At 68.0% G+C, this 23607-nt stretch carries 24 protein-coding genes and 1 pseudogene; 11 read left to right on the plus strand and 14 right to left on the minus strand.

Going from position 1 to position 23607, the window contains the following annotated elements:
* The first annotated feature begins 425 nt into the window (after window positions 1-425).
* Window positions 426-2786 carry a transglycosylase domain-containing protein gene (locus AC07FA_RS11930; RefSeq protein ID WP_479074912.1) on the plus strand — a complete coding sequence of 787 codons (2361 nt, stop codon included), beginning with the start codon at window positions 426-428 and terminating at the stop codon, window positions 2784-2786.
* A 156-nt stretch (window positions 2787-2942) separates the two neighbouring features.
* Window positions 2943-4445: a glycosyltransferase family 87 protein gene (locus tag AC07FA_RS11935; RefSeq protein WP_479074914.1), complete on the plus strand. Its 1503-nt coding sequence runs from the start codon at window positions 2943-2945 to the stop codon at window positions 4443-4445.
* A 24-nt stretch (window positions 4446-4469) separates the two neighbouring features.
* Here the strand turns inward: AC07FA_RS11935 and AC07FA_RS11940 are convergent, their stop codons facing one another.
* The 3 genes from AC07FA_RS11940 to AC07FA_RS11950 all read right to left on the minus strand — a co-directional run bounded on the left by AC07FA_RS11940 (window position 4470) and on the right by AC07FA_RS11950 (window position 7197).
* Entirely contained in the window at window positions 4470-5501 is a 1032-nt protein-coding gene (locus tag AC07FA_RS11940; RefSeq protein ID WP_479074915.1) for an alanine racemase, read from the minus strand.
* A gap of 130 nt (window positions 5502-5631) precedes the next feature.
* On the minus strand, window positions 5632-6750 hold the full coding sequence (locus AC07FA_RS11945) for a lipid II:glycine glycyltransferase FemX (RefSeq protein WP_479074917.1): 1119 nt from the start codon (window positions 6748-6750) through the stop codon (window positions 5632-5634).
* Window positions 6751-6882: 132 nt separating this feature from the next.
* Complete coding sequence (locus AC07FA_RS11950; protein WP_479074919.1) at window positions 6883-7197, minus strand: hypothetical protein; 315 nt, start codon at window positions 7195-7197, stop codon at window positions 6883-6885.
* 278 nt (window positions 7198-7475) lie between these two features.
* On the opposite strand from AC07FA_RS11950, the gene rpsF reads away from it, so the two are divergent.
* The 4 genes from rpsF (at window position 7476) to rplI (ending at window position 9215) form a co-directional block, all read left to right on the plus strand.
* Window positions 7476-7766, plus strand: coding sequence for a 30S ribosomal protein S6 (rpsF, locus tag AC07FA_RS11955; protein WP_006604399.1), 291 nt, complete (start codon window positions 7476-7478; stop codon window positions 7764-7766).
* Between the two features lie 74 nt (window positions 7767-7840).
* Window positions 7841-8470: a single-stranded DNA-binding protein gene (locus AC07FA_RS11960; RefSeq protein ID WP_479074921.1), complete on the plus strand. Its 630-nt coding sequence runs from the start codon at window positions 7841-7843 to the stop codon at window positions 8468-8470.
* Between the two features lie 43 nt (window positions 8471-8513).
* Complete coding sequence (gene rpsR, locus AC07FA_RS11965) at window positions 8514-8750, plus strand: 30S ribosomal protein S18 (protein WP_003967857.1); 237 nt, start codon at window positions 8514-8516, stop codon at window positions 8748-8750.
* Between the two features lie 18 nt (window positions 8751-8768).
* Window positions 8769-9215, plus strand: a complete 447-nt coding sequence (gene rplI, locus AC07FA_RS11970; RefSeq protein WP_018553905.1) for a 50S ribosomal protein L9 — start codon at window positions 8769-8771, stop codon at window positions 9213-9215.
* Window positions 9216-9327: 112 nt separating this feature from the next.
* On the opposite strand, the gene AC07FA_RS11975 is transcribed toward rplI, so the two are convergent.
* Window positions 9328-10665, minus strand: a complete 1338-nt coding sequence (locus AC07FA_RS11975) for an MATE family efflux transporter (RefSeq protein ID WP_479074923.1) — start codon at window positions 10663-10665, stop codon at window positions 9328-9330.
* 459 nt (window positions 10666-11124) lie between these two features.
* On the opposite strand from AC07FA_RS11975, the gene dnaB reads away from it, so the two are divergent.
* Window positions 11125-12600: a replicative DNA helicase gene (gene dnaB, locus AC07FA_RS11980; RefSeq protein WP_479074925.1), complete on the plus strand. Its 1476-nt coding sequence runs from the start codon at window positions 11125-11127 to the stop codon at window positions 12598-12600.
* Between the two features lie 65 nt (window positions 12601-12665).
* On the opposite strand, the pseudogene AC07FA_RS11985 reads toward dnaB, so the two are convergent.
* Window positions 12666-12779, minus strand: a pseudogene (locus AC07FA_RS11985) (zinc-binding dehydrogenase); the annotation flags it as partial.
* A gap of 809 nt (window positions 12780-13588) precedes the next feature.
* On the opposite strand from AC07FA_RS11985, the gene AC07FA_RS11990 reads away from it, so the two are divergent.
* Together AC07FA_RS11990 and AC07FA_RS11995 are read left to right on the plus strand one after the other, a co-directional pair.
* Window positions 13589-13945 (plus strand): VOC family protein, encoded by a 357-nt coding sequence (locus AC07FA_RS11990; RefSeq protein ID WP_479074926.1) that lies wholly within the window; start codon window positions 13589-13591, stop codon window positions 13943-13945.
* A 143-nt stretch (window positions 13946-14088) separates the two neighbouring features.
* Complete coding sequence (locus tag AC07FA_RS11995) at window positions 14089-14682, plus strand: BLIP family beta-lactamase inhibitor (RefSeq protein ID WP_479074928.1); 594 nt, start codon at window positions 14089-14091, stop codon at window positions 14680-14682.
* 14 nt (window positions 14683-14696) lie between these two features.
* Here AC07FA_RS11995 and AC07FA_RS12000 read toward each other — a convergent pair whose 3' ends face one another.
* Window positions 14697-15044 carry a DoxX family protein gene (locus tag AC07FA_RS12000; protein WP_479074930.1) on the minus strand — a complete coding sequence of 116 codons (348 nt, stop codon included), beginning with the start codon at window positions 15042-15044 and terminating at the stop codon, window positions 14697-14699.
* 142 nt (window positions 15045-15186) lie between these two features.
* Window positions 15187-15759 (minus strand): TetR/AcrR family transcriptional regulator, encoded by a 573-nt coding sequence (locus tag AC07FA_RS12005; RefSeq protein ID WP_479074932.1) that lies wholly within the window; start codon window positions 15757-15759, stop codon window positions 15187-15189.
* A 150-nt stretch (window positions 15760-15909) separates the two neighbouring features.
* On the opposite strand from AC07FA_RS12005, the gene AC07FA_RS12010 reads away from it, so the two are divergent.
* The gene (locus tag AC07FA_RS12010; RefSeq protein ID WP_479075174.1) at window positions 15910-16494 is read left to right on the plus strand and encodes a dihydrofolate reductase family protein; all 585 of its coding nucleotides are present in this window, start codon (window positions 15910-15912) and stop codon (window positions 16492-16494) included.
* Window positions 16495-16592: 98 nt separating this feature from the next.
* Window positions 16593-17975 (plus strand): serine hydrolase domain-containing protein, encoded by a 1383-nt coding sequence (locus AC07FA_RS12015; protein WP_479074934.1) that lies wholly within the window; start codon window positions 16593-16595, stop codon window positions 17973-17975.
* Window positions 17976-18037: 62 nt separating this feature from the next.
* Here the strand turns inward: AC07FA_RS12015 and AC07FA_RS12020 are convergent, their stop codons facing one another.
* From AC07FA_RS12020 to AC07FA_RS12050, 7 genes are all read right to left on the minus strand, one after another.
* Window positions 18038-19201 (minus strand): winged helix DNA-binding domain-containing protein, encoded by a 1164-nt coding sequence (locus AC07FA_RS12020; protein ID WP_479074936.1) that lies wholly within the window; start codon window positions 19199-19201, stop codon window positions 18038-18040.
* Window positions 19202-19331: 130 nt separating this feature from the next.
* Window positions 19332-19784 carry a GNAT family N-acetyltransferase gene (locus AC07FA_RS12025; protein WP_479074938.1) on the minus strand — a complete coding sequence of 151 codons (453 nt, stop codon included), beginning with the start codon at window positions 19782-19784 and terminating at the stop codon, window positions 19332-19334.
* 28 nt (window positions 19785-19812) lie between these two features.
* Entirely contained in the window at window positions 19813-20271 is a 459-nt protein-coding gene (locus AC07FA_RS12030) for a MarR family winged helix-turn-helix transcriptional regulator (protein WP_479074940.1), read from the minus strand.
* Window positions 20272-20395: 124 nt separating this feature from the next.
* A complete protein-coding gene (locus AC07FA_RS12035) occupies window positions 20396-21283 on the minus strand; it encodes a GNAT family N-acetyltransferase (protein WP_479074941.1) in 888 nt (295 codons plus the stop codon).
* A 5-nt stretch (window positions 21284-21288) separates the two neighbouring features.
* Entirely contained in the window at window positions 21289-21816 is a 528-nt protein-coding gene (locus tag AC07FA_RS12040; RefSeq protein WP_479074942.1) for a DUF2269 domain-containing protein, read from the minus strand.
* Between the two features lie 221 nt (window positions 21817-22037).
* A complete protein-coding gene (locus AC07FA_RS12045; protein ID WP_383788794.1) occupies window positions 22038-22517 on the minus strand; it encodes an NUDIX domain-containing protein in 480 nt (159 codons plus the stop codon).
* Window positions 22518-22569: 52 nt separating this feature from the next.
* Window positions 22570-23466, minus strand: coding sequence for a LysR family transcriptional regulator (locus tag AC07FA_RS12050; protein ID WP_479074943.1), 897 nt, complete (start codon window positions 23464-23466; stop codon window positions 22570-22572).
* Window positions 23467-23607: the final 141 nt, after the last annotated feature.

Raw genomic sequence — 23607 nt, forward strand, 5'->3', positions numbered from 1 at the left:
GCGGGTGAGCCCTCCGCAGGGTTTGTCCGTAATTCGGGGGGACCGGATCTCAACTGCCGCTTCCAGGCGCTCTCGCCTGCCCGAGGAGTAGTCGTTCGATGAGCGAGCACCGTCGCAAAACGTCGCAACCGCAAGGTGGCGGACGCGCAGCGGCCAGACGAGCCGCCCAGCCTGCAGGACGTCGCGAAGCGTCGTCACGCAGTGTTACAAATGGGTCACCTGCTGATGGGTATGGCGAGGAACGCCAGTACGGCAGCCGCGCCGAGGCGCGCCGCGCCGCCCAGCGCGGCGGCGGACGCCGCCGCGGTGGTGGAGGCGCCGGAGGTGGCCACGAAGGTCCCGGCCGCGGGGGAGGCGGTGACCGCCCGGGCAAGAAGCGCTTCATCGACTACCCGCGCTCCGGGAAGTACGGCTTCCGCCGGTGGGTGCCGTCGTGGAAGCTCGTCTCCGGTGTGTGCCTCAGCTTCCTCGGCCTGCTGATGGGCATTGCCGGAGTCGCGTACGCGATGGTCGTGCCGCCCAAGGTCAGTGATGCCGCCAAGGCGCAGAACAACGTCTACTACTGGGCGGACGGCACGCAGCTGGTCGCTACCGGCGGTGAGGTCAACCGCCAGGAGATCAGCTACGAGCAGATCCCGGAGGCCATGCGGGACGCCGTCATCTCGGCCGAGAACAAGACGTTCGACGACGACAAGGGCATCGACCCGATGGGTATCGCCCGCGCCGTGTTCAACATGGCCAAGGGCGGTGAGACCCAGGGCGGCTCGACGATCACCCAGCAGTACGTGAAGAACTCGATGCTCTCCCAGGACCAGACCCTCAGCCGCAAGTTCAAGGAACTCTTCATCACCCTCAAGGTCGGCGGGGAGATGGACAAGCGGGACGTCATGGCCGGCTATCTCAACGTCTCGTACTACGGCCGCGGAGCCTGGGGACTCCAGGCCGCGGCCCGTACGTACTACAACAAGGACGCGAAGGACCTGGACCCGAGCGAGTGCGCCTTCCTGGCCACGCTGCTCAAGGGCGCGACCTACTTCGACCCGGCCGGCGCTCCCGAGGTCGACCCGGTGAAGGCCACGAAGGAGAAGAACAGGAAGCGGGCGGAGGACCGCTGGAAGTGGATCCTTGACGAGCAGGTCAAGGACAACAGGATGGAGCAGGCGGAGCGCGCCACGTACGACACGTTCCCCATGCCGCTTCCGCCCCGCCAGAACGCTCAGCTGGGCGGTCAGACCGGTTACCTGGTCGACCTCGCCAAGTCGTACGTCCTCAACAACACCGACGTCACCTCCAACGAACTCGCCCAGGGCGGCTACGAGATCCACACGACCTTCCAGAAGGAGAAGGTCGAGCAGCTCAAGAAGGCGGTCGAGGACGTGGACGCCGCGCACATCGACCCAAAGAAGCGCCCCACCAAGGACACCCACGTCCAGTTCGGCGGTGCGTCGGTCGACCCGAGCACCGGTGCCATCGTGGCCACCTACGGCGGCCGGGACGCGACCGAGCACTACACCAACAACGCCGACCCGACCGGTGCGCAGGTCGGCTCGACCTTCAAGCCGTTCGTGCTGGCCGCCGCGATGCAGTACGGGAAGCGCAACCCCGCGCTCGGCGAGGAGCAGAGCGCGTCGGACCGTACGCCGGTCTCCCCGAAGAGCATCTACAACGGTGACAACCTGCTGGAGATCAAGAAGTACAACGGCGAGGTGTGGAAGAACGAAGACGGGGACAGTTGGCACCAGACCAATGACGGCGACTGGTCCTACGGTGACATCGACCTGCGGAAGGCCATGGAGCAGTCCGCCAACTCCCCCTACGTACAGCTGGGTATGGACGTCGGAACCGACAAGGTGAAGGACGTCGCCATGGCTGTCGGGCTGCGCGACGACGACTACATGGCTGATTCGACCGTTCCGTCGTTCTCCATCGGTACGTCCTCACCGAGCGCCATCCGGATGGCCGGTGCCTACGCGACGTTCGCCACCAGCGGCATGCAGCGCGAGCCCTTCTCGGTCACCGAGGTGAAGAAGGAGGGCGCGCCGATCTTCCAGCACAAGTCGCGGCCCAAGCGCGCGCTCGACCCGATCATCGCGGACAACGTCACCGATGTGCTGAAGAACGTCGTCGAGAACGGAACGGGTACGCCGGCACAGCTGCCCGGCCGCGACGTGGCGGGGAAGACGGGTACCACCGATGGCAACCGGTCGGCGTGGTTCGTCGGCTACACGCCGCAGTTGTCCACCGCCATCAGCATGTTCCGCCTGGACGACAACGAGAAGAACAAGGAGCGAGAGTTCCTGAAGATGTTCGGCACCGGTGGTGAGGAGAAGATCCACGGTGCCTCGTTCCCCGCGCAGATCTGGCACGACTACATGGCCGAGGCGATGAAGGGCCAGAAGGTCAAGAACTTCCCGAAGCCGCAGCCGTGGGGCGAAAAGATGTACGGCGGCGGTGCCGCCAGCCCGAAGCCGACGCCGACCAAGACCGCTTCCCCGACGCCTTCCGCCGATCCGACGACCGCGTCTCCTTCGCCGTCGTCCTCTTCCCCGACCCCCAAGCCGAGTGACACCTGCGGCATCTGGGGCTCAGAGGACTGCAAGGACAACGGCGGTGCCAACGCCGGTACGGATGACGGTGGCACCACCGAGGGGACGACCGACGGAAGCGATACGGCCGGAACCACCGACGGAGCCGATACGACCGGGGCGACCGGGGAGACCACGGACGGCAACGAGAACGGTGCGAACGGCAACGGGAACGGCGGGTTCTTCGGGGGCGGCGGATAGCCACCGACAGGACAGCACCCGGCTGCTCCCCTGGAGGGCAGCCGGGCGTGCCCAGGACGACAACGAGGGCCGCCGCACCACCCGGTGCGGCGGCCCTCGCCGTGTCCCGGGGCGGGCCACCCCTCGCGCACAGTCCCGTACGGCAGGATGTGCGGCATGCCAAGCGCAGAAGACACGAGCGTGGATCCGGAGCGGCCCGTCGTACGGCCCACGCGTCAGGACGAGATCGCCGCGGCCGGCAGCGAGCTGATCGGTGGGCGAGTGGGACGCTGGGCGCTGCTCGGCAAGGGCCCGCTGACGCCCGTGCGGGTCATCGCGCTGGTCGCGATCGGGATGTTCGCGCTCGGCATGGTGCAGAAGATCCCCTGCTACGAATGGGCCTGGTTCAGAGGCACCACCTCGCAGTACACGCACGCCTGCTACTCCGACATTCCGCATCTGTACATCGGACGCGGCTTCGCCGAAGGCCTCCTGCCGTACTTCGATCAGCTTCCCGGCGACATGAAGTACCTCGAGTACCCGGTCCTGACCGGCCTGTTCATGCAGGTCGCGGCGTGGCTGACGCTGACGCCCGACAGCGACCCCGCCCAGCAGCGCGAGCAGATGTACTGGATGGTCAACGCGGGCATGCTGATGGTCTGCGCCGTCATCGCCGCGGTGTGCGTCGCCCGTACGCACCGGCGTCGCCCCTGGGACGGCCTGCTGGTCGCCCTGGCGCCCGCCCTCGCGCTCACCGCCACGATCAACTGGGACCTGCTGGCCGTCGCCCTGACGGCCGCGGCGATGCTGATGTGGTCCCGGGGGCGCGCCCTCGCGTTCGGCGTCCTCATCGGCCTGGCAACGGCCGCGAAGTTCTATCCAGCGCTGCTGCTCTGGCCCGTCCTGCTGCTGTGCTGGCGGGCGGGGAAATGGAAGGCGTTCTTCCATGCGGCGCTGGGCGCGGCCGCCGCCTGGCTGGCGGTGAACCTGCCCGTGATGGTGTTCGCCCCTGAGGGGTGGAAGAAGTTCTACACCTTCAACCAGGAACGGCCGCTCGACTTCGGGTCCTTCTGGCTGATCATCACCCAGCGCACGGGCGTGGCCATCGATGTCGAGATGGTGAACCTGGGCTCGACGCTGCTGATGATGGTGGCGCTCCTGGCGCTGGCCGGGCTGACCCTGGCCGCCCCGCGCCGTCCGCGTTTCGCGCAGCTCGCGCTGCTGCTGGTCGCGGCGTTCGTCCTGACGAACAAGGTGTATTCACCGCAGTACGTGCTCTGGCTCATTCCGCTGGTCGCGCTGGCCAGGCCGCGCTGGCGCGACTTCCTCATCTGGCAGGCATGCGAGTGCATGTACTTCCTGGGGATCTGGCTGTACCTCGCGTACACGACCAGCGGCGACAAGCACCAGGGGCTGCCGGAGGAGGGCTATCAGATCGCGATCGTCCTGCACCTGCTGGGGACGCTGTACATCTGCGCCGTCGTCGTCCGGGACATTCTCATGCCGGAACGCGATCCTGTACGGCGCGACGGATCGGACGATCCGTCGGGCGGTGTGTTCGACAACGCGCCGGACGTGTTCGTACTCGGAGAGGCGCCGCATCCGGCACGGCACGCGGCCCACATGGCCCAGGCGCCGCGCGTGGAGTGGGGAACCGCGCGGGGCCCGGCCGCCGACTGAGGCGTGGCGGCCGGGCCTCCTGGATCAGCGGTCGACGAGGCGGTCGAACTGGGTGGTCGTGTGACGCAGATGGGCCACCAGCTCGTCGCCGACCCTCGGCTCCTGCGCGTCCGACGGCACGAACAGGATCGACACCTGCATGTGCGGGGGCTCCGCGAACCAGCGCTGTTTGCCCGCCCAGACGAACGGCGAGAGATTCCGGTTGACCGTGGCCAGGCCGGCACGGGCCACCCCCTTGGCACGCGGCATCACGCCGTGCAGGGCCTTGGGGGCCTCCAGGCCGACGCCGTGGGACGTACCGCCGGCCACGACGACCAGCCAGCCGTCGGACGCGGCCTTCTGCTGGCGGTAGCCGAAACGGTCACCCTTGACGACCGGCGTGACGTCGAGGACGGCACCCCGGTACTCGGTCGCCTCGTGATCGCCGAGCCACAGCCGCGTACCGATGCGGGCGCGGAAGCGGGTCTGCGGGAACTGCTGCTGCAGGCGTGCCAGTTCCTCGGCCCGCAGATGGCTGACGAACATGGTGTGCAGCGGCAGCCTGGCCGCGCGCAGGCGGTCCATCCAGCCGATGACCTCTTCGACCGCGTCCGAGCCGTCCGTACGGTCCAGCGGCAGGTGCAGGGCGAAGCCTTCGAGCCGTACGTCCTCGATGGCGGCGTGCAGCTGCCCCAGCTCCTCCTCCTTCACACCGTGGCGCTTCATCGAGCTCATGCACTCGATGACGACCCGCGCACCCACGAGCGCGTGCACACCGTCCACGGAGGAGACCGAGCGGATGACGCGGTCGGGGAGCGGTACCGGCTCCTCGCCCCGGCGGAAAGGAGTCAGGACGAGCAGGTCGCCGCTGAACCAGTCCTTGATACGAGCTGCCTCGTAGGTGGTTCCGACGGCGAGCGTGTCGGATCCGAAGCGGATCGCCTCGTCGGCGAGCCGCTCGTGGCCGAAGCCGTATCCGTTGCCCTTGCAGACCGGTACGAGACCGGGGAACTGGTCGAGCACGGACTTCTGGTGCGCCCGCCAGCGCGCGGAGTCTACGTAGAGGGAGAGCGCCATGGCCGGCCCGGAACCTTTCTTGTGGCTGCGGTGTATCAGAGGTATGGGGAACCTATGGGGAACTTGCTGAAGCGTCCATTGAAGCGAAATGACACCGGATTCGGCAGCGGTGCCGGCTCCGCCGCCGGGATCAGCGGCGCGACATGTAGATGTCGAGTGCCTTGTGCAGCAGCTTGTTGAGCGGGAAGTCCCACTCACCGACGTACTCGACCGCCTCGCCGCCGGTGCCGACCTTGAACTGGATCAGACCGAAGAGGTGATCGGTCTCGTCCAGCGAGTCGCTGATGCCGCGCAGGTCATAGACCGTCGCGCCCATCGCGTACGAGTCGCGCAGCATGCGCCACTGCATCGCGTTCGAGGGCCGGACCTCACGCCCGATGTTGTCGGACGCGCCGTACGAGTACCAGACGTGCCCGCCGACGACGAGCATCGTCGCCGCGGACAGGTTCACCCCGTTGTGCCGCGCGAAGTACAGCCGCATGCGGTTGGGGTCCTCGGAGTTGAGGACCTTCCACATGCGCTGGAAGTAGGAGAGCGGGCGGGGCCGGAAGTGGTCGCGGACCGCGGTGATCTCGTAGAGCCGCTGCCATTCGGCGAGGTCCTCGTAGCTGCCCTGGACGACCTCGACACCGGCCTTGTCGGCCTTCTTGATGTTGCGGCGCCACAGCTGGTTGAAGCCCTTGAGCACGTCCTCGAGGGAGCGATTGGCCAGCGGCACCTGGAAGACGTAGCGGGGCTGTACGTCACCGAATCCGGCGCCGCCGTCCTCGCCCTGCTGCCAGCCCATCTTGCGCAGCCGGTCCGCGACCTCGAAGGCGCGGGGCTCGATGTGAGTGGCCTCGACGTCGCGCAGGCGCTTCACCTCGGGGTCCTGGATACCGGACTTGATGGCGGCCGAGTCCCAGCGCCTGATGACGACGGGCGGGCCCATCTTCACGGAGAAGGCACCCTGCTGCTTGAGGTGGGCGAGCATCGGCTGGAGCCAGTCGTCCAGGTTCGGGGCGTACCAGTTGATCACCGGGCCCTCGGGGAGGTACGCGAGATACCGCTTGATCTTGGGGAGTTGGCGGTACAGGACCAGGCCGGCGCCGACCATCTCCCCGCTCTTGTCGAACCATCCCAGGTTCTCCGAGCGCCACTCGGTCTTCACGTCAGCCCACGCCGGGACCTGGCAGTGACTGGCCGAGGGCAGGCTCTGGATGTACGCCAGATGCTGTTCTCGGCTGATGGTCCTCAGGGTCAGGCTCATGCGGGGCGCTCCTCGGCAGGTGTGTCCCCATCGGTCAGGGGCTCCGGCTCTCGCGCCGAAGCCTACTGTGACCGGGGAGCGCCCCGTCTGACGGCACTACGGGCCCGGCTCGGCAGCCGGGTGAGAGACCCCTCAGCCGATCACGCCGCCGAAGAGGCCGCCGTGAGCCATACCGAGGAAGAACCCGATGGCCGACGCACCGAGTCCGATGATCAGCGGGAACCTCTCGCGTGTGGTCACCGAGACGTACTGCCCGTAGGCACCCGTAAGGATTCCGATCAGTCCGGCCCACGAGCTGATCAGGTGCAGGTGGTGGAACATCGCCGTCACGAAGGCGAGGGCCCCCAGCACCAGGGTCACCGCCACGAGGCTGTCCTGGAGTGGATGAACCTTGCCGTCTGTGGCGAAGAGGGAGACGGAAGAACGGCGTCGCATTGCGTGTGCCATGGAGTACCTCCTGGCTGAAGGCGGCGCACTGTAGCGCCGCTCACACCCGATGTGTACAGATTGCGTCTCCTGAGCACCGGATTTCAACCGGAAGCCCCTCTGCGGGTAGTCTGGACGGTCTGCACCTGTGTCTGCCCCGAGCCGGCTCGGCAGCTCCCTCTCCATGGAGGGCGTTGTCAGTGGCGGCTGTTCTACTCGGAGACACAAGTGCTTACGCATCACGACCCTCCTGCCACGGAACGACCGTGGCCGCTGAGTCCAAAGGAGGTGGGTTCCACATGCGTCACTACGAGGTGATGGTCATCCTCGACCCCGATCTCGAGGAGCGCGCAGTCTCCCCGTTGATCGAGAACTTCCTCTCCGTCGTCCGCGAGGGCAACGGAAAGGTTGAGAAGGTCGACACCTGGGGCCGTCGTCGTCTCTCTTACGAGATCAAGAAGAAGCCTGAGGGCATCTACTCGGTCATCGACCTGCAGGCCGAGCCCGCAGTCGTCAAGGAGCTCGACCGACAGATGAACCTGAACGAGTCGGTCCTCCGGACCAAGGTCCTCCGCCCCGAGACCCACTGAGCTTCTAGCTCAGCGGTCATCGGGTTCGAGTAGCAGCAAGCAGCCAGAAGCAATCCCCGCCGAGAGGTTCACCCATGGCAGGCGAGACCGTCATCACGGTCGTCGGCAATCTCGTCGACGACCCCGAGCTGCGCTTCACCCCGTCCGGTGCGGCGGTCGCGAAGTTCCGTGTCGCGTCCACTCCCCGCATCTTCGACCGTCAGACCAATGAGTGGAAGGACGGTGAGGGCCTGTTCCTCACCTGCTCGGTCTGGCGTCAGGCGGCGGAGAACGTCGCGGAGTCGCTCCAGCGAGGCATGCGCGTCGTCGTGCAGGGCCGGCTGAAGCAGCGGTCCTACGAGGACCGTGAGGGCGTCAAGCGCACGGTCTACGAGCTGGACGTCGAGGAAGTCGGCCCCAGCCTGAAGAGCGCCACGGCGAAGGTCACCAAGACCACGGGTCGCGGTGGCCAGGGCCAGGGCGGCCAGGGTGGATACGGCGGTGGCCAGCAGGGCGGCGGCAACTGGGGCGGCGGTCCCGGTGCCGGCGGCCAGCAGGGTGGCGGCGGTGCTCCCGCCGACGACCCGTGGGCCACCGGTGCGCCGGCAGGCGGCCAGCAAGGCGGGGCTCAGCAGGGCGGCGGAGGCAGCTGGGGCGGAAGCTCCGGCGGCTCCGGCGGATCTGCTGGTTCCGGCGGCGGCTACTCGGACGAGCCGCCCTTCTAGGGCAGCTCGTACCCCCACTTCTTGATCACACAGGAGAAACACCATGGCGAAGCCGCCTGTGCGCAAGCCTAAGAAGAAGGTCTGCGCGTTCTGCAAGGACAAGACCCAGTACGTGGACTACAAGGACACGAACATGCTGCGGAAGTTCATTTCCGACCGCGGCAAGATCCGTGCCCGCCGCGTTACCGGCAACTGCACGCAGCACCAGCGTGACGTCGCCACGGCAGTCAAGAACAGCCGTGAGATGGCGCTGCTGCCCTACACGTCCACCGCGCGATAAGGGGAGGGTGACCGAATCATGAAGATCATCCTCACCCACGAGGTCTCCGGCCTCGGTGCTGCAGGCGACGTCGTTGACGTCAAGGACGGGTACGCCCGTAACTACCTGGTTCCGCGTGGCTTTGCCATTCGCTGGACCAAGGGTGGCGAGAAGGACGTGGCGCAGATCCGCCGCGCCCGCAAGATCCACGAGATCGCGACGATCGAGCAGGCCAACGAGATCAAGGCCAAGCTCGAGGCCGTCAAGGTGCGTCTGGCTGTTCGCTCCGGCGACGCCGGCCGCCTCTTCGGCTCCGTCACCCCGGCCGACATCGCCTCGGCGATCAAGGCCGCCGGTGGTCCGGACGTCGACAAGCGTCGCGTTGAGCTCGGCTCGGCGATCAAGACGCTTGGCGGACACCAGGTGTCCGTGCGTCTGCACCCCGAGGTCGCTGCGAAGCTCGGCATCGAGGTCGTTGCTGCCTAAGGGCACAGCTCAGTAGAGCTAGGTGAAGGGCCGCACCCCATGGGGTGCGGCCCTTCGTCGTTCCCGGGCCCGTTCGCCCATAGGTCTGTTTCACGTGAAACGTGAGAGTCGTTCAGCGCGTCGCGCCGGTGACAATCCACCGTCCCGAGCGGGCGCGCAGCCAGAGGGTCGCCAGCCGGACCGTCATCATCAAGGTCATCGCCCACCACAGAGCCGTGAGACCACCGCCGAAGGTGGGGATAAGAAGGGCGACCGGAGCGAAGACCGCCAGAGTCAGCAGCATCGCCCAGGCGAGATAGCGACCGTCTCCGGCGCCCATCAGCACGCCGTCCAGGATGAAGACCACTCCGGCGATCGGCTGGGAGAGGGCCACCACCAGCAGGGCGGGCAGCAGTGTGTCCTGCACCGACGGGTCGCTGGTGAACAGCGGGATGAACAGGGGCCGCGCCAGCACGATCAGTACGCCGAGGACCACCCCGGACATGATTCCCCACTGGACCATGCGGCGGCAGGCCTCGCGCGCGCCCTTGGCGTCGTTCGCCCCGAGGTAGCGGCCGATGATGGCCTGGCCGGCGATGGCGATGGCATCGAGGGCGAAGGCTGTGAGGCTCCACAGCGAAAGGATGATCTGGTGGGCCGCGATATCGGTGTCGCCCAGACGGGCCGCGACAGCGGTGGCGATCATCAGGACGGAACGCAGCGACAGCGTACGGACCAGCAGGGGCACACCTGCTTGGGCGCTGGCTCTGATGCCCGCGGCATCGGGGCGCAGGGAAGCGCCGTGACGCTTGGCCCCTCGTACGACCACGACGAGATAGGCGGCGGCCATGCCGACCTGGGCGATCACGGTCCCCCAGGCGGACCCTGCGATACCGAGGCCGGCGCCGTAGACGAGGGCCACGTTGAGAGCGCCGTTGGCGGCGAAGCCGCCGATGGCGACGTAGAGCGGGGTCCTGGTGTCCTGGAGACCGCGCAGTACACCGGTTGCCGCGAGGACGACCAGCATGGCGGGGATACCGAGGCTGGAGATCCGCAGATACGTGGTCGCGTAGGGAGCCGCGGTGTCGGATGCGCCGAACACATCGACGAGCCAGGGGGCCGAGGGGAGCGCGACGGTGACGACCGCGGCGCCGAGCAGCAGCGCCAGCCAGATTCCGTCCATGCCCTGGCGGATCGCGGACGGCAGATCTCCCGCACCGACCCGGCGGGCGACTGCCGCCGTGGTCGCGTAGGCGAGGAAGACGAAAACGCTCACCGCTGTCATCAGCAGGGCGGCGGCGACGCCCAGTCCGGCCAGCTGGGGTGTTCCGAGATGGCCGACGATGGCGCTGTCCACCATGACGAAAAGGGGCTCGGCGACGAGTGCGCCGAAGGCCGGAACGGCGAGGGCGATGATCTCCCGGTCGTGCCGTCGGCGGCTGAGCGAGGACGTCGCGGGGGCCTTGGTCATGAGGGTCAATCTAATCTTCCACAGGTAAGAGATGCAATGGCATTGCACTCCTTACTTTCGTCACCGTCCGGAGTTCTGCTGTGCACCGTTTGCCGTGATCTTGATCTGAGGGCAAAAGAATTTCTCCCCCACAGCCAGTGGATGGAGAAAGGCCAGGTCAGCGCCGTGGTGCGGGTCGCGGTATGAGTTTGTCCACAGTGCTGTCCCCCGCTCCGTGCACAGGATCTGCGGAGTTCTCCACAGCATCTGGCCCGTCGTCCACATGCCCTGTGGATAACCAGATTGGCTGACGGTGCGGAGCGGCCTACCGTGGTCCGGCGCCCGCACTCCGTCATGGCCTTGGAACCCCGCAGAACTCTTCGCGCCGCAACCGGAGTCGGGCGTCTTGTTTGTCGGTGCCGTGCCGTAAGAAAGAGTGGCACGGCTAGGTCCGCGAAGCGGACGGGAGGAGGTGGCCGGGTGAGTATCCCCGAGCCTTTGGACGACCCCTGGGCCGACACCGGTCCCAGTGACCGTCTGCCCGTATCCCGTAAGCGCCGCGGTGACGGCAAGGGGCGCGACGAACAGCACGACCGGGGCCGTGAGGACAGCTGGGGCGGTGGCTCTCCCGGTTTCGAGCGCGTGCCTCCGCAGGACCTGGACGCCGAGCAGTCGGTTCTGGGCGGCATGCTGCTGTCCAAGGACGCCATCGCCGACGTCGTGGAGATCATCAAGGGCCACGACTTCTACCGCCCGGCCCACGAAACCGTCTACACCGCGATCCTCGACCTCTACGCCAAGGGCGAGCCGGCCGACCCGATCACCGTGGCGGCCGAGCTGGTCAAACGCGGCGAGATCACCAAGGTCGGCGGAGCCCCGTATCTGCACACCCTCGTCCAGTCCGTGCCGACCGCGGCGAACGCCTCGTACTACGCGGAGATCGTCCACGAGCGGGCCGTACTGCGCCGTCTCGTCGAGGCGGGCACGAAGATCACGCAGATGGGATACGCGGCCGACGGGGACGTCGACGAGATCGTCAACTCCGCCCAGGCCGAGATCTACGCCGTCACGGAGCAGCGCACCAGCGAGGACTATCTGCCGCTGGGCGACATCATGGAGGGTGCTCTCGACGAGATCGAGGCGATCGGCTCACGCAGCGGTGAGATGACCGGCGTACCGACCGGCTTCACCGACCTCGACGCCCTCACGAACGGCCTGCACCCCGGTCAGATGATCGTGATCGCGGCCCGTCCCGCCATGGGTAAGTCGACACTGGCCCTGGACTTCGCGCGGGCGTGCTCGATCAAGAGCAACCTGCCGAGCGTGATCTTCTCCCTGGAAATGGGCCGCAACGAAATCGCTATGCGCCTCCTGTCGGCCGAAGCCCGGGTGGCGCTGCACCACATGCGCTCCGGCACGATGACGGACGAGGACTGGACGCGGCTGGCCCGCCGCATGCCGGACGTCTCGGCGGCCCCGCTCTACATCGACGACTCGCCGAACCTCTCCATGATGGAGATCCGGGCGAAGTGCCGGCGCCTCAAGCAGCGCAACGACCTCAAGCTCGTGGTGATCGACTACTTGCAGCTGATGCAGTCCGGCGGCTCCAAGCGGGCCGAGAGCCGCCAGCAGGAGGTCTCGGACATGTCCCGAAACCTGAAGCTGCTGGCCAAGGAGCTGGAACTGCCGGTGATCGCGCTCTCCCAGCTGAACCGTGGCCCCGAGCAGCGTACGGACAAGAAGCCGATGGTCTCCGACCTGCGTGAGTCCGGTTCCATCGAGCAGGACGCCGACATGGTGATTCTGCTGCACCGCGAGGACGCGTACGAGAAGGAGTCACCGCGTGCGGGCGAGGCCGACCTGATCGTGGCCAAGCACCGAAACGGCCCGACGGCGACGATCACCGTGGCCTTCCAGGGCCACTATTCGCGTTTCGTGGACATGGCCCAGACCTGATCAACAACCGTGTGGCGCTGTAAGGAATTCGACGTGCCGTGCCGTGTGACCGCGCCGGAAGCGGTTCAGATGACCAGGACCCGGCGCCCGCGCGTGTGACCGGCCTGGCTGTCGATGTGGGCCGCCGCGGCCTCGGCCAGCGAGTACGACTTCTCGACCGGGATGTGGAGCCGGCCCCGGCGTCCCGGGCGGTGGCTTCGGGGACGTCGGGCACGCGCCAGTCGAGCGCGAAGCACTGCAGTCCGGGGCAGGAGAGGGGGGCACGATGACGCTGAACAGGAAGGGGTCCCGGCGCATATCCGTTGACGGGATCGATTACCGCTGGCGGATCCGCAGGAAGCCCTCTTACATGCAGGGTCTTTGCTGGAGACCAATGACCTATGCGGTCGAGGTCGCCAACATGGACCAGCCGGCCACGACCTTGATCGTCACCAGCGGTCAGGCCCATCCCAGTAATTGGCTGGGTGTTGAGGCTGGGCCCATCCGGCCGGCTCACGTCGTTGCGAGTATTCGGGAAGCACGGAGCCAAGGCTGGGATCCCATGCCGACGGGTCCTCCATTCCTGCTCGACCGATCTGCGGGATTCAGCCCCCAGCTATGAGCCACAGTGGAGAAGCTCCAACAGATCAGGTTCGTCGGCAGCATCGTGATCTCCGCACCTTCGAGGAGCCTGATCAGCCGAGCTGCGGAGCCTCTCCGCTTGTGAACTGCGAGCCGATGTTGTTTGCCGCGGCGGAGGTTGGCGAGCATTGTCCCTATCACCGGTTTCGAGGGACGCCTCACCACTCGCCCTGCTTCGTTCGTCGCTATCAGCATGGCTTGGATCTTCCAGCACGGGTCTGACACTGCTTCGAGGAAATGCCATGGGCATTGAGACGCAGACGCCGTTACATGGCCTGAGACAGGTGAGAGAAGCGTTGGCCAAGCAACCGGCCCAGCCGGCCCCGTAACGCGAGACTGCGCGGCGCATCCGATCTAGGCTCGGCGGATGAGCTTGGAATGGGAGCAGGTGAATGTCGACTCGCTGGATCCGGTGGCCTTGGGGCAGTGGTGGGCCGAGGTGCTTGGCTGGGTCGTGGTCGGCTCCTCCGCTGAAGAGTTCGAGATTCGCCCGGAGCCGGATCGCCTGCCGGGGCTGCTCTTCGCCCGGGTGGAGGAGGGCAAGACGGTGAAGAACCGGCTGCACCTCGACTTCAGGCCTGATGATCAGGACGCCGAGGTGGCTCGTCTGTTGGCTCTTGGCGCACGGCGGGTCGATATTGGCCAGGGTGACCAGCCGTGGGTCGTATTGGCAGACCCTGAAGGCAACGAGTTCTGTGTCCTTGGCCGGCGGCGTCGTGAGTGAGGGAAGCCAGGGCCGCCGGATACCGCGCAGAGAGAACGGTGAGAGGCCCAGGCCCGAGGATGCCGTGGGACCGTCCCGGGTCCTGTGGTCACTCCGGCCGAGCCGCACACGGACGGTCGCGCCCTTCCGTCAGGAGCATGCAGATGCGTCTTCGTCGTCTCGCCACCGTCGCCCTTGTCGCGGCCGCCATGGCCGGTTCCACCGCGGCGGCATCATCGGCCAACCCCAAGCCCGATCCGCATGAGAACTACCTCACCGCCGCCAAGTACGACGCTGTCACCTTCGGTATGACCATGCAGCAGGTCAAGGCCGTCATCGGCACGCAGCCGCACTGCTCCGGCGGGACCACTGTGCTGACGTGCTGGGGGATGAACCAGTTCGTCGACCATACGGCTGATTTCAGTTTCAACGCCGCCGGCCAGCTGTTCAAGAAGGAGAAGAGCTTCGAATTCGCCTATGCCTGGTACACCTACGATCTGCCCCGGACCATGACCAAGGTCCAGTACGAGCAGGACTTCGCCGTGGGTGACACGCTGGCCGAGGTCAACGCCGTCATCGCTGGTACGGCGTGCACCGACATCTGGGTCGAGCGCCCCAACTACCCGTCGTCCAGCGGGTGGAACACCATGATCCAGTGCACGGGCACCGTCAACGAGTCCTACCCGACGATCAATTTCTACTTCACCGACGGCCAGCTGACGAGCAAGTCCTACTCGTCCCGCCTCGACAGCCGCTGAGCAGGCCGGGCCCGTCAGGCGCTGATGCCCAGGGCCAGCGCGCCGACCACCGGGGCCATGTACACCAGCGGGAACGGGATGTGGGCGTACGAGCGCGCCCGGATCACGGTGACGACGGCGCCGGTGAAGTACAGCACCAGGCCGACGCCGGCCAGGACGCCGATGGCCGGCACGAGCAGGCCGGCCAGGAGGCCCGCCGCGCCCGCGGCCTTGGCCACACCGAGCCAGACCCACCACGACCGGGGGACGCCGTAGTCGGCCAGCGGCTGCACCACCCACTGGGCGCGGAGGAAGACCGAGGCGGCCGAGAAGCCGGCCATGGCGGCGGCCAGGACAGTGACGACGACGTAGGTGGTGGACATCAGGAGTGCTCCCATCGGGGGTGGCCGGGTGCGCCGGCCGGGTTTCGGGTCCGTCACAGCTATGACCCGGCGCGACGAGGGAATGTGACCGGCGGCCGACATCAATCTCCGCGCACTCCTGAGGGGCGGGCGATGGAGGGCGTCAGCCGGGCACGATCTGCGTGACCACGCTCTCCACCAGGTCGTCGAGTGCGGTGTCGGACAGCATCCCGGGCAGGGTGAAGTGCTCCAGGAGTACGCCGGTCATGGCCAGGTAGAGCACACGGAACGTCTCGTGGTCGCCGGGCAGGCCCGCGTCCCGGTGGAAGTCGGCGCTCGCGTCGAACTCCGCGCGCACCGTCTGCGTCAGCTGGACGCGGAGGGCCGGCCGGCGGGTGGCTTCCAGGCGCAGTTCGAGCATGGCCAGATAGCCGATGCGGTCATCCGTCATGCGCTGGACCAGCCATCGCATCAGGGACGTGACCAGCTCTCGTGAGGGCGCGGGGCGCAGCGCTTCTTCGACCGTGGCGGGGTCCGGCGTCATGCGGCTGTTGATACGCGCGCCCGCCTGCATGAACAGGTCGTCCCGGTTGGCGAAGTAGTTGGAGGACGTGCCCACAGGTACACCTGCCTGGGCGTCCACGGCGCGGAACGTGAGTCCGCGGGCTCCTTCGTGCGCCAGTACCTCGATTGCGGCGTCGGTGAGTGCTGTTCTGCGTTCCGGATTCCTGGCCATGGGGCATCTCCCGTCGGGTCGCCCTCAAAAGGGCCTTGCGCAACCACTACAGGTGAAGCACTATAGGCGACGTGGTTGCGGCGGGGGACAACGGCGCCGCGATGACAGACATGCTCAATGGCCGGATGGCCTACGTGGAACGGGGACCACTTGCGCAAGCTCACCTACTTCATCGCCTGCTCGATCGACGGTTTCATCGGGGACCCGAGTGGCGACGCGACATCGATGTACCGCTTCGTCAGCGAGGAGTTCCTCGCCTTCCTCAAGTCGGAGTATCCGGAGACCGTTCCGGCTGCGGGGCGGGAGGCTCTGGGGTTCCATGACGCGAAGAGCCAGCGGTTCGACACCGTGATTCAGGGTCGCGCCAGCTACCAGCTGGCGCTGGACACCAACATCACCAGCCCGTACGCCCAGCTCCGCGAGTTCGTCGCCTCCCGCACGCTGAAGGAATCTCCGGACGCGAACGTGGAGCTGATCTCCGAGGACCTGGTCGGCCGTGTCCGGGAACTCAAGGCCGAGAGCGGTGACTTGGGGATCTGGCTCTGCGGTGGCTCCCAGGTGGCGGGAGAGCTGATCGACGAGATCGACGAGCTCGTGATCAAGACCTATCCGCTGGTGTACGGCTCCGGAATGCCGATGTTCGGTTCCGACTTCGAGGCGATCGAGTTCACGCTCGACGCCGTGCGTACCTTCGACAACGGGGCGTTGGTCAGGACCTACAGCCGCAAGCGCTGACCTCCTGGCCAGGTCTCGTGCCGGGCCCGGTCGGACGGCCCTTCTGCGCCCCGCGAAATCGGCTCGCCAGACGACTGCCGCCCGGGTAGTTCTTGACCATGACCTCCCCCAATGAAGAGTTGCTCCCGAGTACGCGACGTGCCTTGCTGCACCGCATCGCCACAGCGCAGGCCGAAGGCCGTACGCCCTCGTTCGTGGCGGCGGTGCAGCGGGGCGGGCAGACCGTCTGGAACGGTTCGCGCAGCTGCGTCGAGGGCCACGATCCCGACGCGGATACCCAGTTCAGGATCGGCTCCCTCACGAAGACGTTCACCGCCGTTCTGGTGCTCCGGTTGCGTGACGAGGGACTGCTCGATCTGGACGACCCGCTGGAGAAGCACCTGCCCGGCACCGGGGTGGGTGACGTGACCGTCTTCCAGCTTCTCGGCCACAGCGCGGGTCTGGCCGCCGAGTCGCCCGCGCCGTGGTGGGAGCGGACACCGGGGAGTGCGCGTCCCGAGCTTGCCGACGTCCTCGGCGACCATCCGAAGACCCAGACGGCAGGCAGGGGCCACCACTACTCCAACCCCGGCTACACCTTGCTCGGTGCGTTGATCGAGGCGGTACGAGACGCCCCGTGGGGGGAGGTGCTGCGCCGGGAGCTCCTGGAGCCGCTGGGGATGCACCGTACGAGTACGCAGCCGATGGCTCCACACGCGGGCGGCTGGGCCGTGCACCCCTGGGCGGACGTCATGCTCCCCGAACCGGTCGAGGATCTCGGCCTGATGGCCCCGGCCGGTCAGCTCTGGTCGACCACCGCCGACCTTCTCCGCTTCGCGGCGTTCCTCGCCGAGGGGCACGAGAAGGTTCTCAGCGCGGAGACGGTGCGGGAGATGCGGGTACCGGCGGCCACGCCCCCGGCGGGCGACTGGGACGGCACCTATGGTCTCGGGCTCCAGATCGTGCGCAGGGACGGCCGAACGCTCGTCGGGCACACCGGCTCGCTGCCCGGGTTCCTGGCCGCCTTGTGGTTCTGTGTGGAGGATGACGTGGCCGCGGTCGCGCTCACCAACGCCACCTCCGGGCCGCTCATCGCGACGGTCGCCGCCGACCTCGTGCGGATCGTCGCCGACGCGGAGCCTCGTATCCCGGCGCCGTGGCGGCCCCTGCCCGAGGTGGACACCGAGCTCCTGGCCCTCACGGGCCCTTGGTACTGGGGGACGCACGCCTACGTCCTGAAGCTGGCAGCAGACCGGGACGTGGAGCTCCAGCCCCTGCGGGGCGCCGGCCGTGGTGCCCGCTTCCGGTCCCGGTCCGACGGTACGTGGACAGGGCTCGACGGGTACTACGCGGGGGAAACGCTTCGCGTCGTACGGAACGGCGAGGGTGCAGTGGACCATCTCGACCTGGGGTCGTTCGTCTTCACGCGCGAACCGTACGAGCCGACCGCAGCGGTTCCCGGCGGTGTGGACGCGGAGGGCTGGCGGGGACTCGCCCTCTGAGCGACTCGCGTAGCCGTCGCTTCGTTTCACGTGAAACACCGTCTGAAGCGCCATGCCATGGCTCAGGTGGTCAGTTCGCGCTCCAGCGGGGTGCGGAAGCGCGGAGTGATACGGGTCTCGCCCACCCACTCCGTCATCCGGGACGCCTCTGCCGCGATGGCGGTGGAGGCGTCCCGGCCGACGTCGGACAGCAGGCGCCAGACGGGTTCCCCGTCGGCGCGCTGGGCCCAGCCACCGACGATCCTGCCGTTCCACCAGACCGTCGGGCCGATGTTGCCGGCTCGGTCGAAGAGGGCGGCACGGTGCTCGGAGGGAAGGTGAAAGCCCCGGTCGGCCCAGCCCATCGCGCTGGGGTCGAGAGCCGGCAGCAGCGCGGCCCAGGGTTCCGGGGCGGGTTCGGGGGAGGTGTCCCCGGGCGCGACCCACGCGATGGCCCCGCCGTCGAGCCGTACCTCCTCGGCCCCGGCCGCCGCGAGTGCCTTCCGGGCCTGTCCCAGGCCCCAGCCGGTCCACCACTTGAGGTCGGCCTCGGTCGCGGGCCCGTACGAACGGAGCCAGCGCAGGGCCAGCTCTGCCTGTGCCTCAGCCGGAGGAAGGGCGGGCCAGGGCTCCGATGCCGTCCAGCGGAACTGGCTGGACGTCCAGGAGCCACGGGGCCGGTCCCGCCGGATGTGCCCTTCGGCGGCCATGATGCGGATGATCCGGGAGGCGACGCCCTGGACCGTCTCGTACTTCTTGCCCGGGAAGACGGTGATCTTCGTACGGAGAGCCGGTACCGCGGCGGACAGTTCGCTGCCGATGGCCCGGCCGCGCGCCGTCAGCACGGCGAGGACCTCCCGCTCGGCCTCGGCCAGCCAGTCCTCGTCCAGCCCGCCGGCGTCCTCCGCGAAGTGCTTGAGGAGGGTGCGACGTTCCTTGACCGCCACGGCCCGTGCGTTCGACGCGTCGACGTAGGGAGCGAGCTCCCTGGAGACGGTGAAGAGGGTGTTGCGCATGGAGAGCAGCCGGACCAGCGAGACGTCCCCGTAGAGAGCCTGTTCCACCGGCTCGACGCCGGCCTGTGAGAGCCGTGCGCAGACCGAGAGGAAGACGGTGGCGGCGTCGGTGGCATGCAGGGCGACGACGGCGTCAGCCACTGCTCCTACGGAGTCGGCCCGCGCCGACGGCGCGAGCCGGTGACGTCGGCCGAGTCTGATCCGGCGCTGCTCGTCTGTGATGTGGTGCACCACGGCCTCCAGGGGGTCCGAAACGGCGACGTCACCACGTGGCGGCGCGCTCCAGGCAAATAATCACTTCATGGCGAACCGTGAGCGCGGGTGGCGTCCCCCAGCCAGTACGCACCCCTGAAGAACAAGTTCAGAGCGTGAGCTTGAATCCCAGGTGACTGGCGGTGAAGCCGAGGCGCTCGTAGAAGCGCCGCGCGTCGGTGCGGGTGGCATCGGACGTCAGCTGGACCAGCTGGCAATCCTGGCGCCGCGATTCGTCCACGGCCCACTGGATCATCTGGGTACCGAGCCCGCTGCCCCGTTCGTCGGCATGGACGCGGACGCCCTCGATCATCGAACGTGTCGAGCCGCGCCGGGACAGGCCGGGGATGATCGTCAGCTGGAGTGTCCCGACGACCCGTTCCTCGCGCACCGCGACGACAAGGTGCTGGTTCGGATCATCGGCAAGGCGCTGGAACGCCGTGGTGTACGGGGTGAGATCGTCCGGCGACTCCCGCTGTGCGCCGAGGGGGTCGTCGGCCAGCATGGCCACGACGGCAGGGATGTCGGAGAGCGCCGCAGGACGTATTGCAAGATCGTTCATATTCCGCAGAATACGCAGCTAGCAGGGGTTACGCGGGAACCTTCAGCTGTTCCACCGCGGTGACGAGCGGAGCCAGCTCGGGATTCAGCGCGGCTTCGTCGAGGGCGGCCCGCAGCGCGGTGTCATTGGTCGGCCGGGCCTCCGCGAGCAGGGCCAGTCCGGCGGCGGTGACATCGGTGTAGATGCCGCGACGGTCGGTGTCGCAGAGATACCGGGTCAGCAGGCCGCGATCCTCGAGCCGGGTGACCAGGCGGGTGGTGGCGCTCTGGCTCAGCACGACGGCGTCCGCGACCTGCTTCATCTGGAGATGACCACCACGACCGCTGTGCTGCCGGCTCAGGACGTCGAGGAGCGAATACTCCCGCACGCTCAGGCCGTGGCCCGCCTGCAGGGCCCGCTCGATGCGGGCCTCGATCTTCCCGTGGAGCAGGGAGAGCGCGCACCAGCCCTGGGAGAGGGCGGTCAGGGCGGGGTCTGTCGCGGTCATGGTCTCTCCTCCGTGTGGAGCTGCGTGCCTCCAGGATAGGGGACATTCGCAATAGCCCGCGCATGCAATTAGCCAGCGTCTGCAATGACCATGATCCTCGGGTCCATCACCTACGCGGGCCGCCTCAGCCCGTCGCGACCGTCAGCGGGGCGAACCGGCGGGTCCAGTCGCCCGGAGGTGCCGCGCTTCCATAGATCATGATCGCGGTGCTGGAGCCCCGCTCCATGCCGTGCTCGCCGAGCCAGTCGAGCAGTTCCTGGTGCCGTGCGTCGATATCGGCGCGCAGGGGGCGGTCCGTCGACGCGGCGAGCGCGCTGACGAGGGCCTTGGCGGTGGCGGTGTCGCGGGCGACCAGCGGGCCGATGGAATGGACGTTCCCACTCGGCCAGAACGCCGCGTACCCGACGAGCGCGCCACCGTCCTCCGCGACGAGCAGCCGGTCGGAGAAGGCCGGCAGGCGCGTGATGATGTGGGTCCGGTCGGCGCCGAACGTATCGGCGTCCAGGCGGAGGATGCTCTGGAGATCGTCGGCCGTCGCCGGGCGGATGGTCGCCGGGAGGGCGCCGGGGGACTCGTCACGCTCGCCGTCCATCGGCCGGAAATGACCGGCGATACGGCTGGCCCGGCCCACCACGGCGAAGCCCAGCTGCTCGTAGAGCGGCTGCCCCTCGGTGGTGGCGTACAACGAGAGCGGAGTCTCCCCCGACGACTCGATCACGTACCGCATCAGCCGTCGGCCGAGCCCCTGCCGTGCGTACCGGCCGGCGACGAGCACCATGCCGATGGAGGCGAGTTCCGCTCCGTTCGACGTCACCACACAGACCGCGGCCAGGCCCTTACCGTCGGGGTCATCGATGCCGTAGCCCGTACCGGCGGAGAGGAGCAGGCCCCACCGGTGCTCGTCGCGCGACCATCCACGGTCCTCGCAGAGGTCGGCGCAAGGGACGAGGTCTGCCCGGGTGAGGCGCCGGATGGGCAGTTCGGCGAGCGGGCGAGGCTGTGGGCTGTGCATAGGGGTCAGGCTGTCCGATGCGATGATCGTTCGTCCACCGCTTTAGCGGATCTGGCCGAGACGCGCAGGCGCCGGCCCCGCTGGGTCAGTCCCCAGGGCTTGAGTACCGAGACGGCTGTGACGAACAGATAGGTGGCTGTGGCCACCGCTGGGCCGACCACCAGATCGGCGTCGATGGCGCCGCCTGCCGCGGCCTCGTTGATCCCCGGGCGCAGCGAGAAGATCGACAGACCTGTGGTGACCAGGGTGATCCAGAATTTCGCCCAGACCCACCGATGCCTCGCCAGCCCCCACGGGGTGCCGAGTGCCAGCACCAGACCGGTGAGGAGTGACAGGAGGGCGACCGGTACGACCAGCCAGTCGCCGAAGATCTTCATGGCCCGGGTGGCGGCCTGAGCGGTGGCGGTGTCATCCGTGAGCAAGGCGGCGAGCCCGAGAGTCAGCAGGCCGACGGTGAGGCCCAGCCAGCTCACGGAGACCGCGACATGGGAGACGAGGAGACTTCTGCGGGTGCGTCGGTTGAGTGGTTTCACGTGAAACACGCTGTCAAGCGCCCAGCGATCGGTCGTCTGACAGCGGGAGTATCCGCACGTACGTGCCTCGGCGTACGCGGGCACCCGGGAGTGCCGCCCGGAGAGCCGTGAGGCAGGAAGCGCGCATCCGGTATCCGCATCTGCGCGCCCTGTTCCCGGCAGCGATGGACACCCGGCGCCTGAGCAACTGTCCGCCTCGACGCCCGGCTGCCGACGCCGGGTCAGCCCAGGTCGGAGGCGTGCATCGCCCGGACGCCTTCGATGTTTCCGTCGAGGTAGTGCCGCAGCGACAGCGGTACGAGATGGACCGCGGCGATTCCGATCCGGCTGAAGGGCACCCGTACGATCTCATACTCCCCACAGGGGTCGTCGATCTCCGGTCCGTGCCGCCGTGAGGGGTCCATCGACTCCAGTCGGCAGACGAAGAAGTGCTGGACCTTGACGCCCTTCACCCCTCCGCCCGCGATGTGTTCCACGGTGTCCACGAAGCAGGGCACGACATCGGTGATCTTGGCGCCGAGTTCTTCGTCGACCTCGCGGTGCAGGGCGTCGACGACGGTGGTGTCCTCGGGCTCGACCCCGCCACCCGGCGTGAGCCAGTACGGATCAACCCCTGGCTTGGTGCGCTTGATGAGGATGAGGTCGTCGCCGTCGAGCAGGATGGCACGTGCGGTGCGCTTGACCACAGGACGTTCGGTCATGGCAAGAGAGTGGCCCGTGGGACCCGATCTGAAACTCCCCCGGGCCCACCGGTCACCAGTCGACCGCAGCGCGCACCAGCCACTCGTGCGCCCGCGCGATGTGCGGCAGTGCGAGTGTGCCGGTACGCGCGGCGAGGAAGTACGTGCGCAGGGGCGGCACCGGAGGATCGAGCAGCGCCACGACCTCGCCCCGCTCCAGCGCCTGTTCGCACAGATACCGCGGCAGTACGGCGAGCCCGGCACCCGCCGCGGCGCACTCCAGGACCGCCCGCAGATCCGGAGTGATCACGGTCGCGGACGCCGCGGGCCGGCTGTCGAACACGGCGGCCCAGTAGCGGGAGACGAAGGGCAGGCTCTCGTGCACCTCGACCACCGGCAGCTGTTCCAGCACCACCGGCCCCTTGTGCCGGAGCGTCCCGGGCCCCAGGCGGCCGGCCCAGCGCGGCGCCGCCACCAGGACGTGTTCCTCGTCGCAGAGGGTTGTCGAGGTGAGCAGCCCGCCGCGCGGCCGGGCCGTCGTGATCGCCAGATCGTGATGGCCGGCGGCCAGCCCCTCCATCGTCTCCTCGGCGTTCGCACTGAACGAGCTGCGCAGCGTGAGTCCCTGCGAGAGCAGCGGAGTGAGCGCGGGCAGGGCGCGTACGGAGGTGAACTCCGGTGGTCCGGCCAGGTGAAGCGTCCGTACGCCCGCCTCCTCGTCGAGTCCGGTCTCGGCGATCTCCACCAGGGCGTCCAGATGGGGAGCGGCCCGGTGCGCCAGCTCGTCGCCGATGCTGGTCGGGGTGACACCACGGGCGCGGCGCAGAAAGAGGGGGCGGCCGAGCTGACGTTCCAGGGTCCGTATCTGCGAGGTGACGGCGGGCTGCGACAAGCCGAGCAGGGCGGCGGCCCGGGTGAACGACCCCGCCCGGTGCACGGTGACGAAGGTGCGCAGCAGGGCCAGGTCCATGACCCGCCTCCTCCCACGCTCGCGACGCTTCGGACCCGGACAACCATAAATATGTCGATAGGCCGCTGTCGCTACTGTGATTGGACACTGACGCTGAGTCAACTAGCCTTGTGGAAGTGGTTCTTCGCGCGTGGAACCGGG

It is taken from the genome of Streptomyces sp. NPDC045968 (assembly GCF_056430475.1).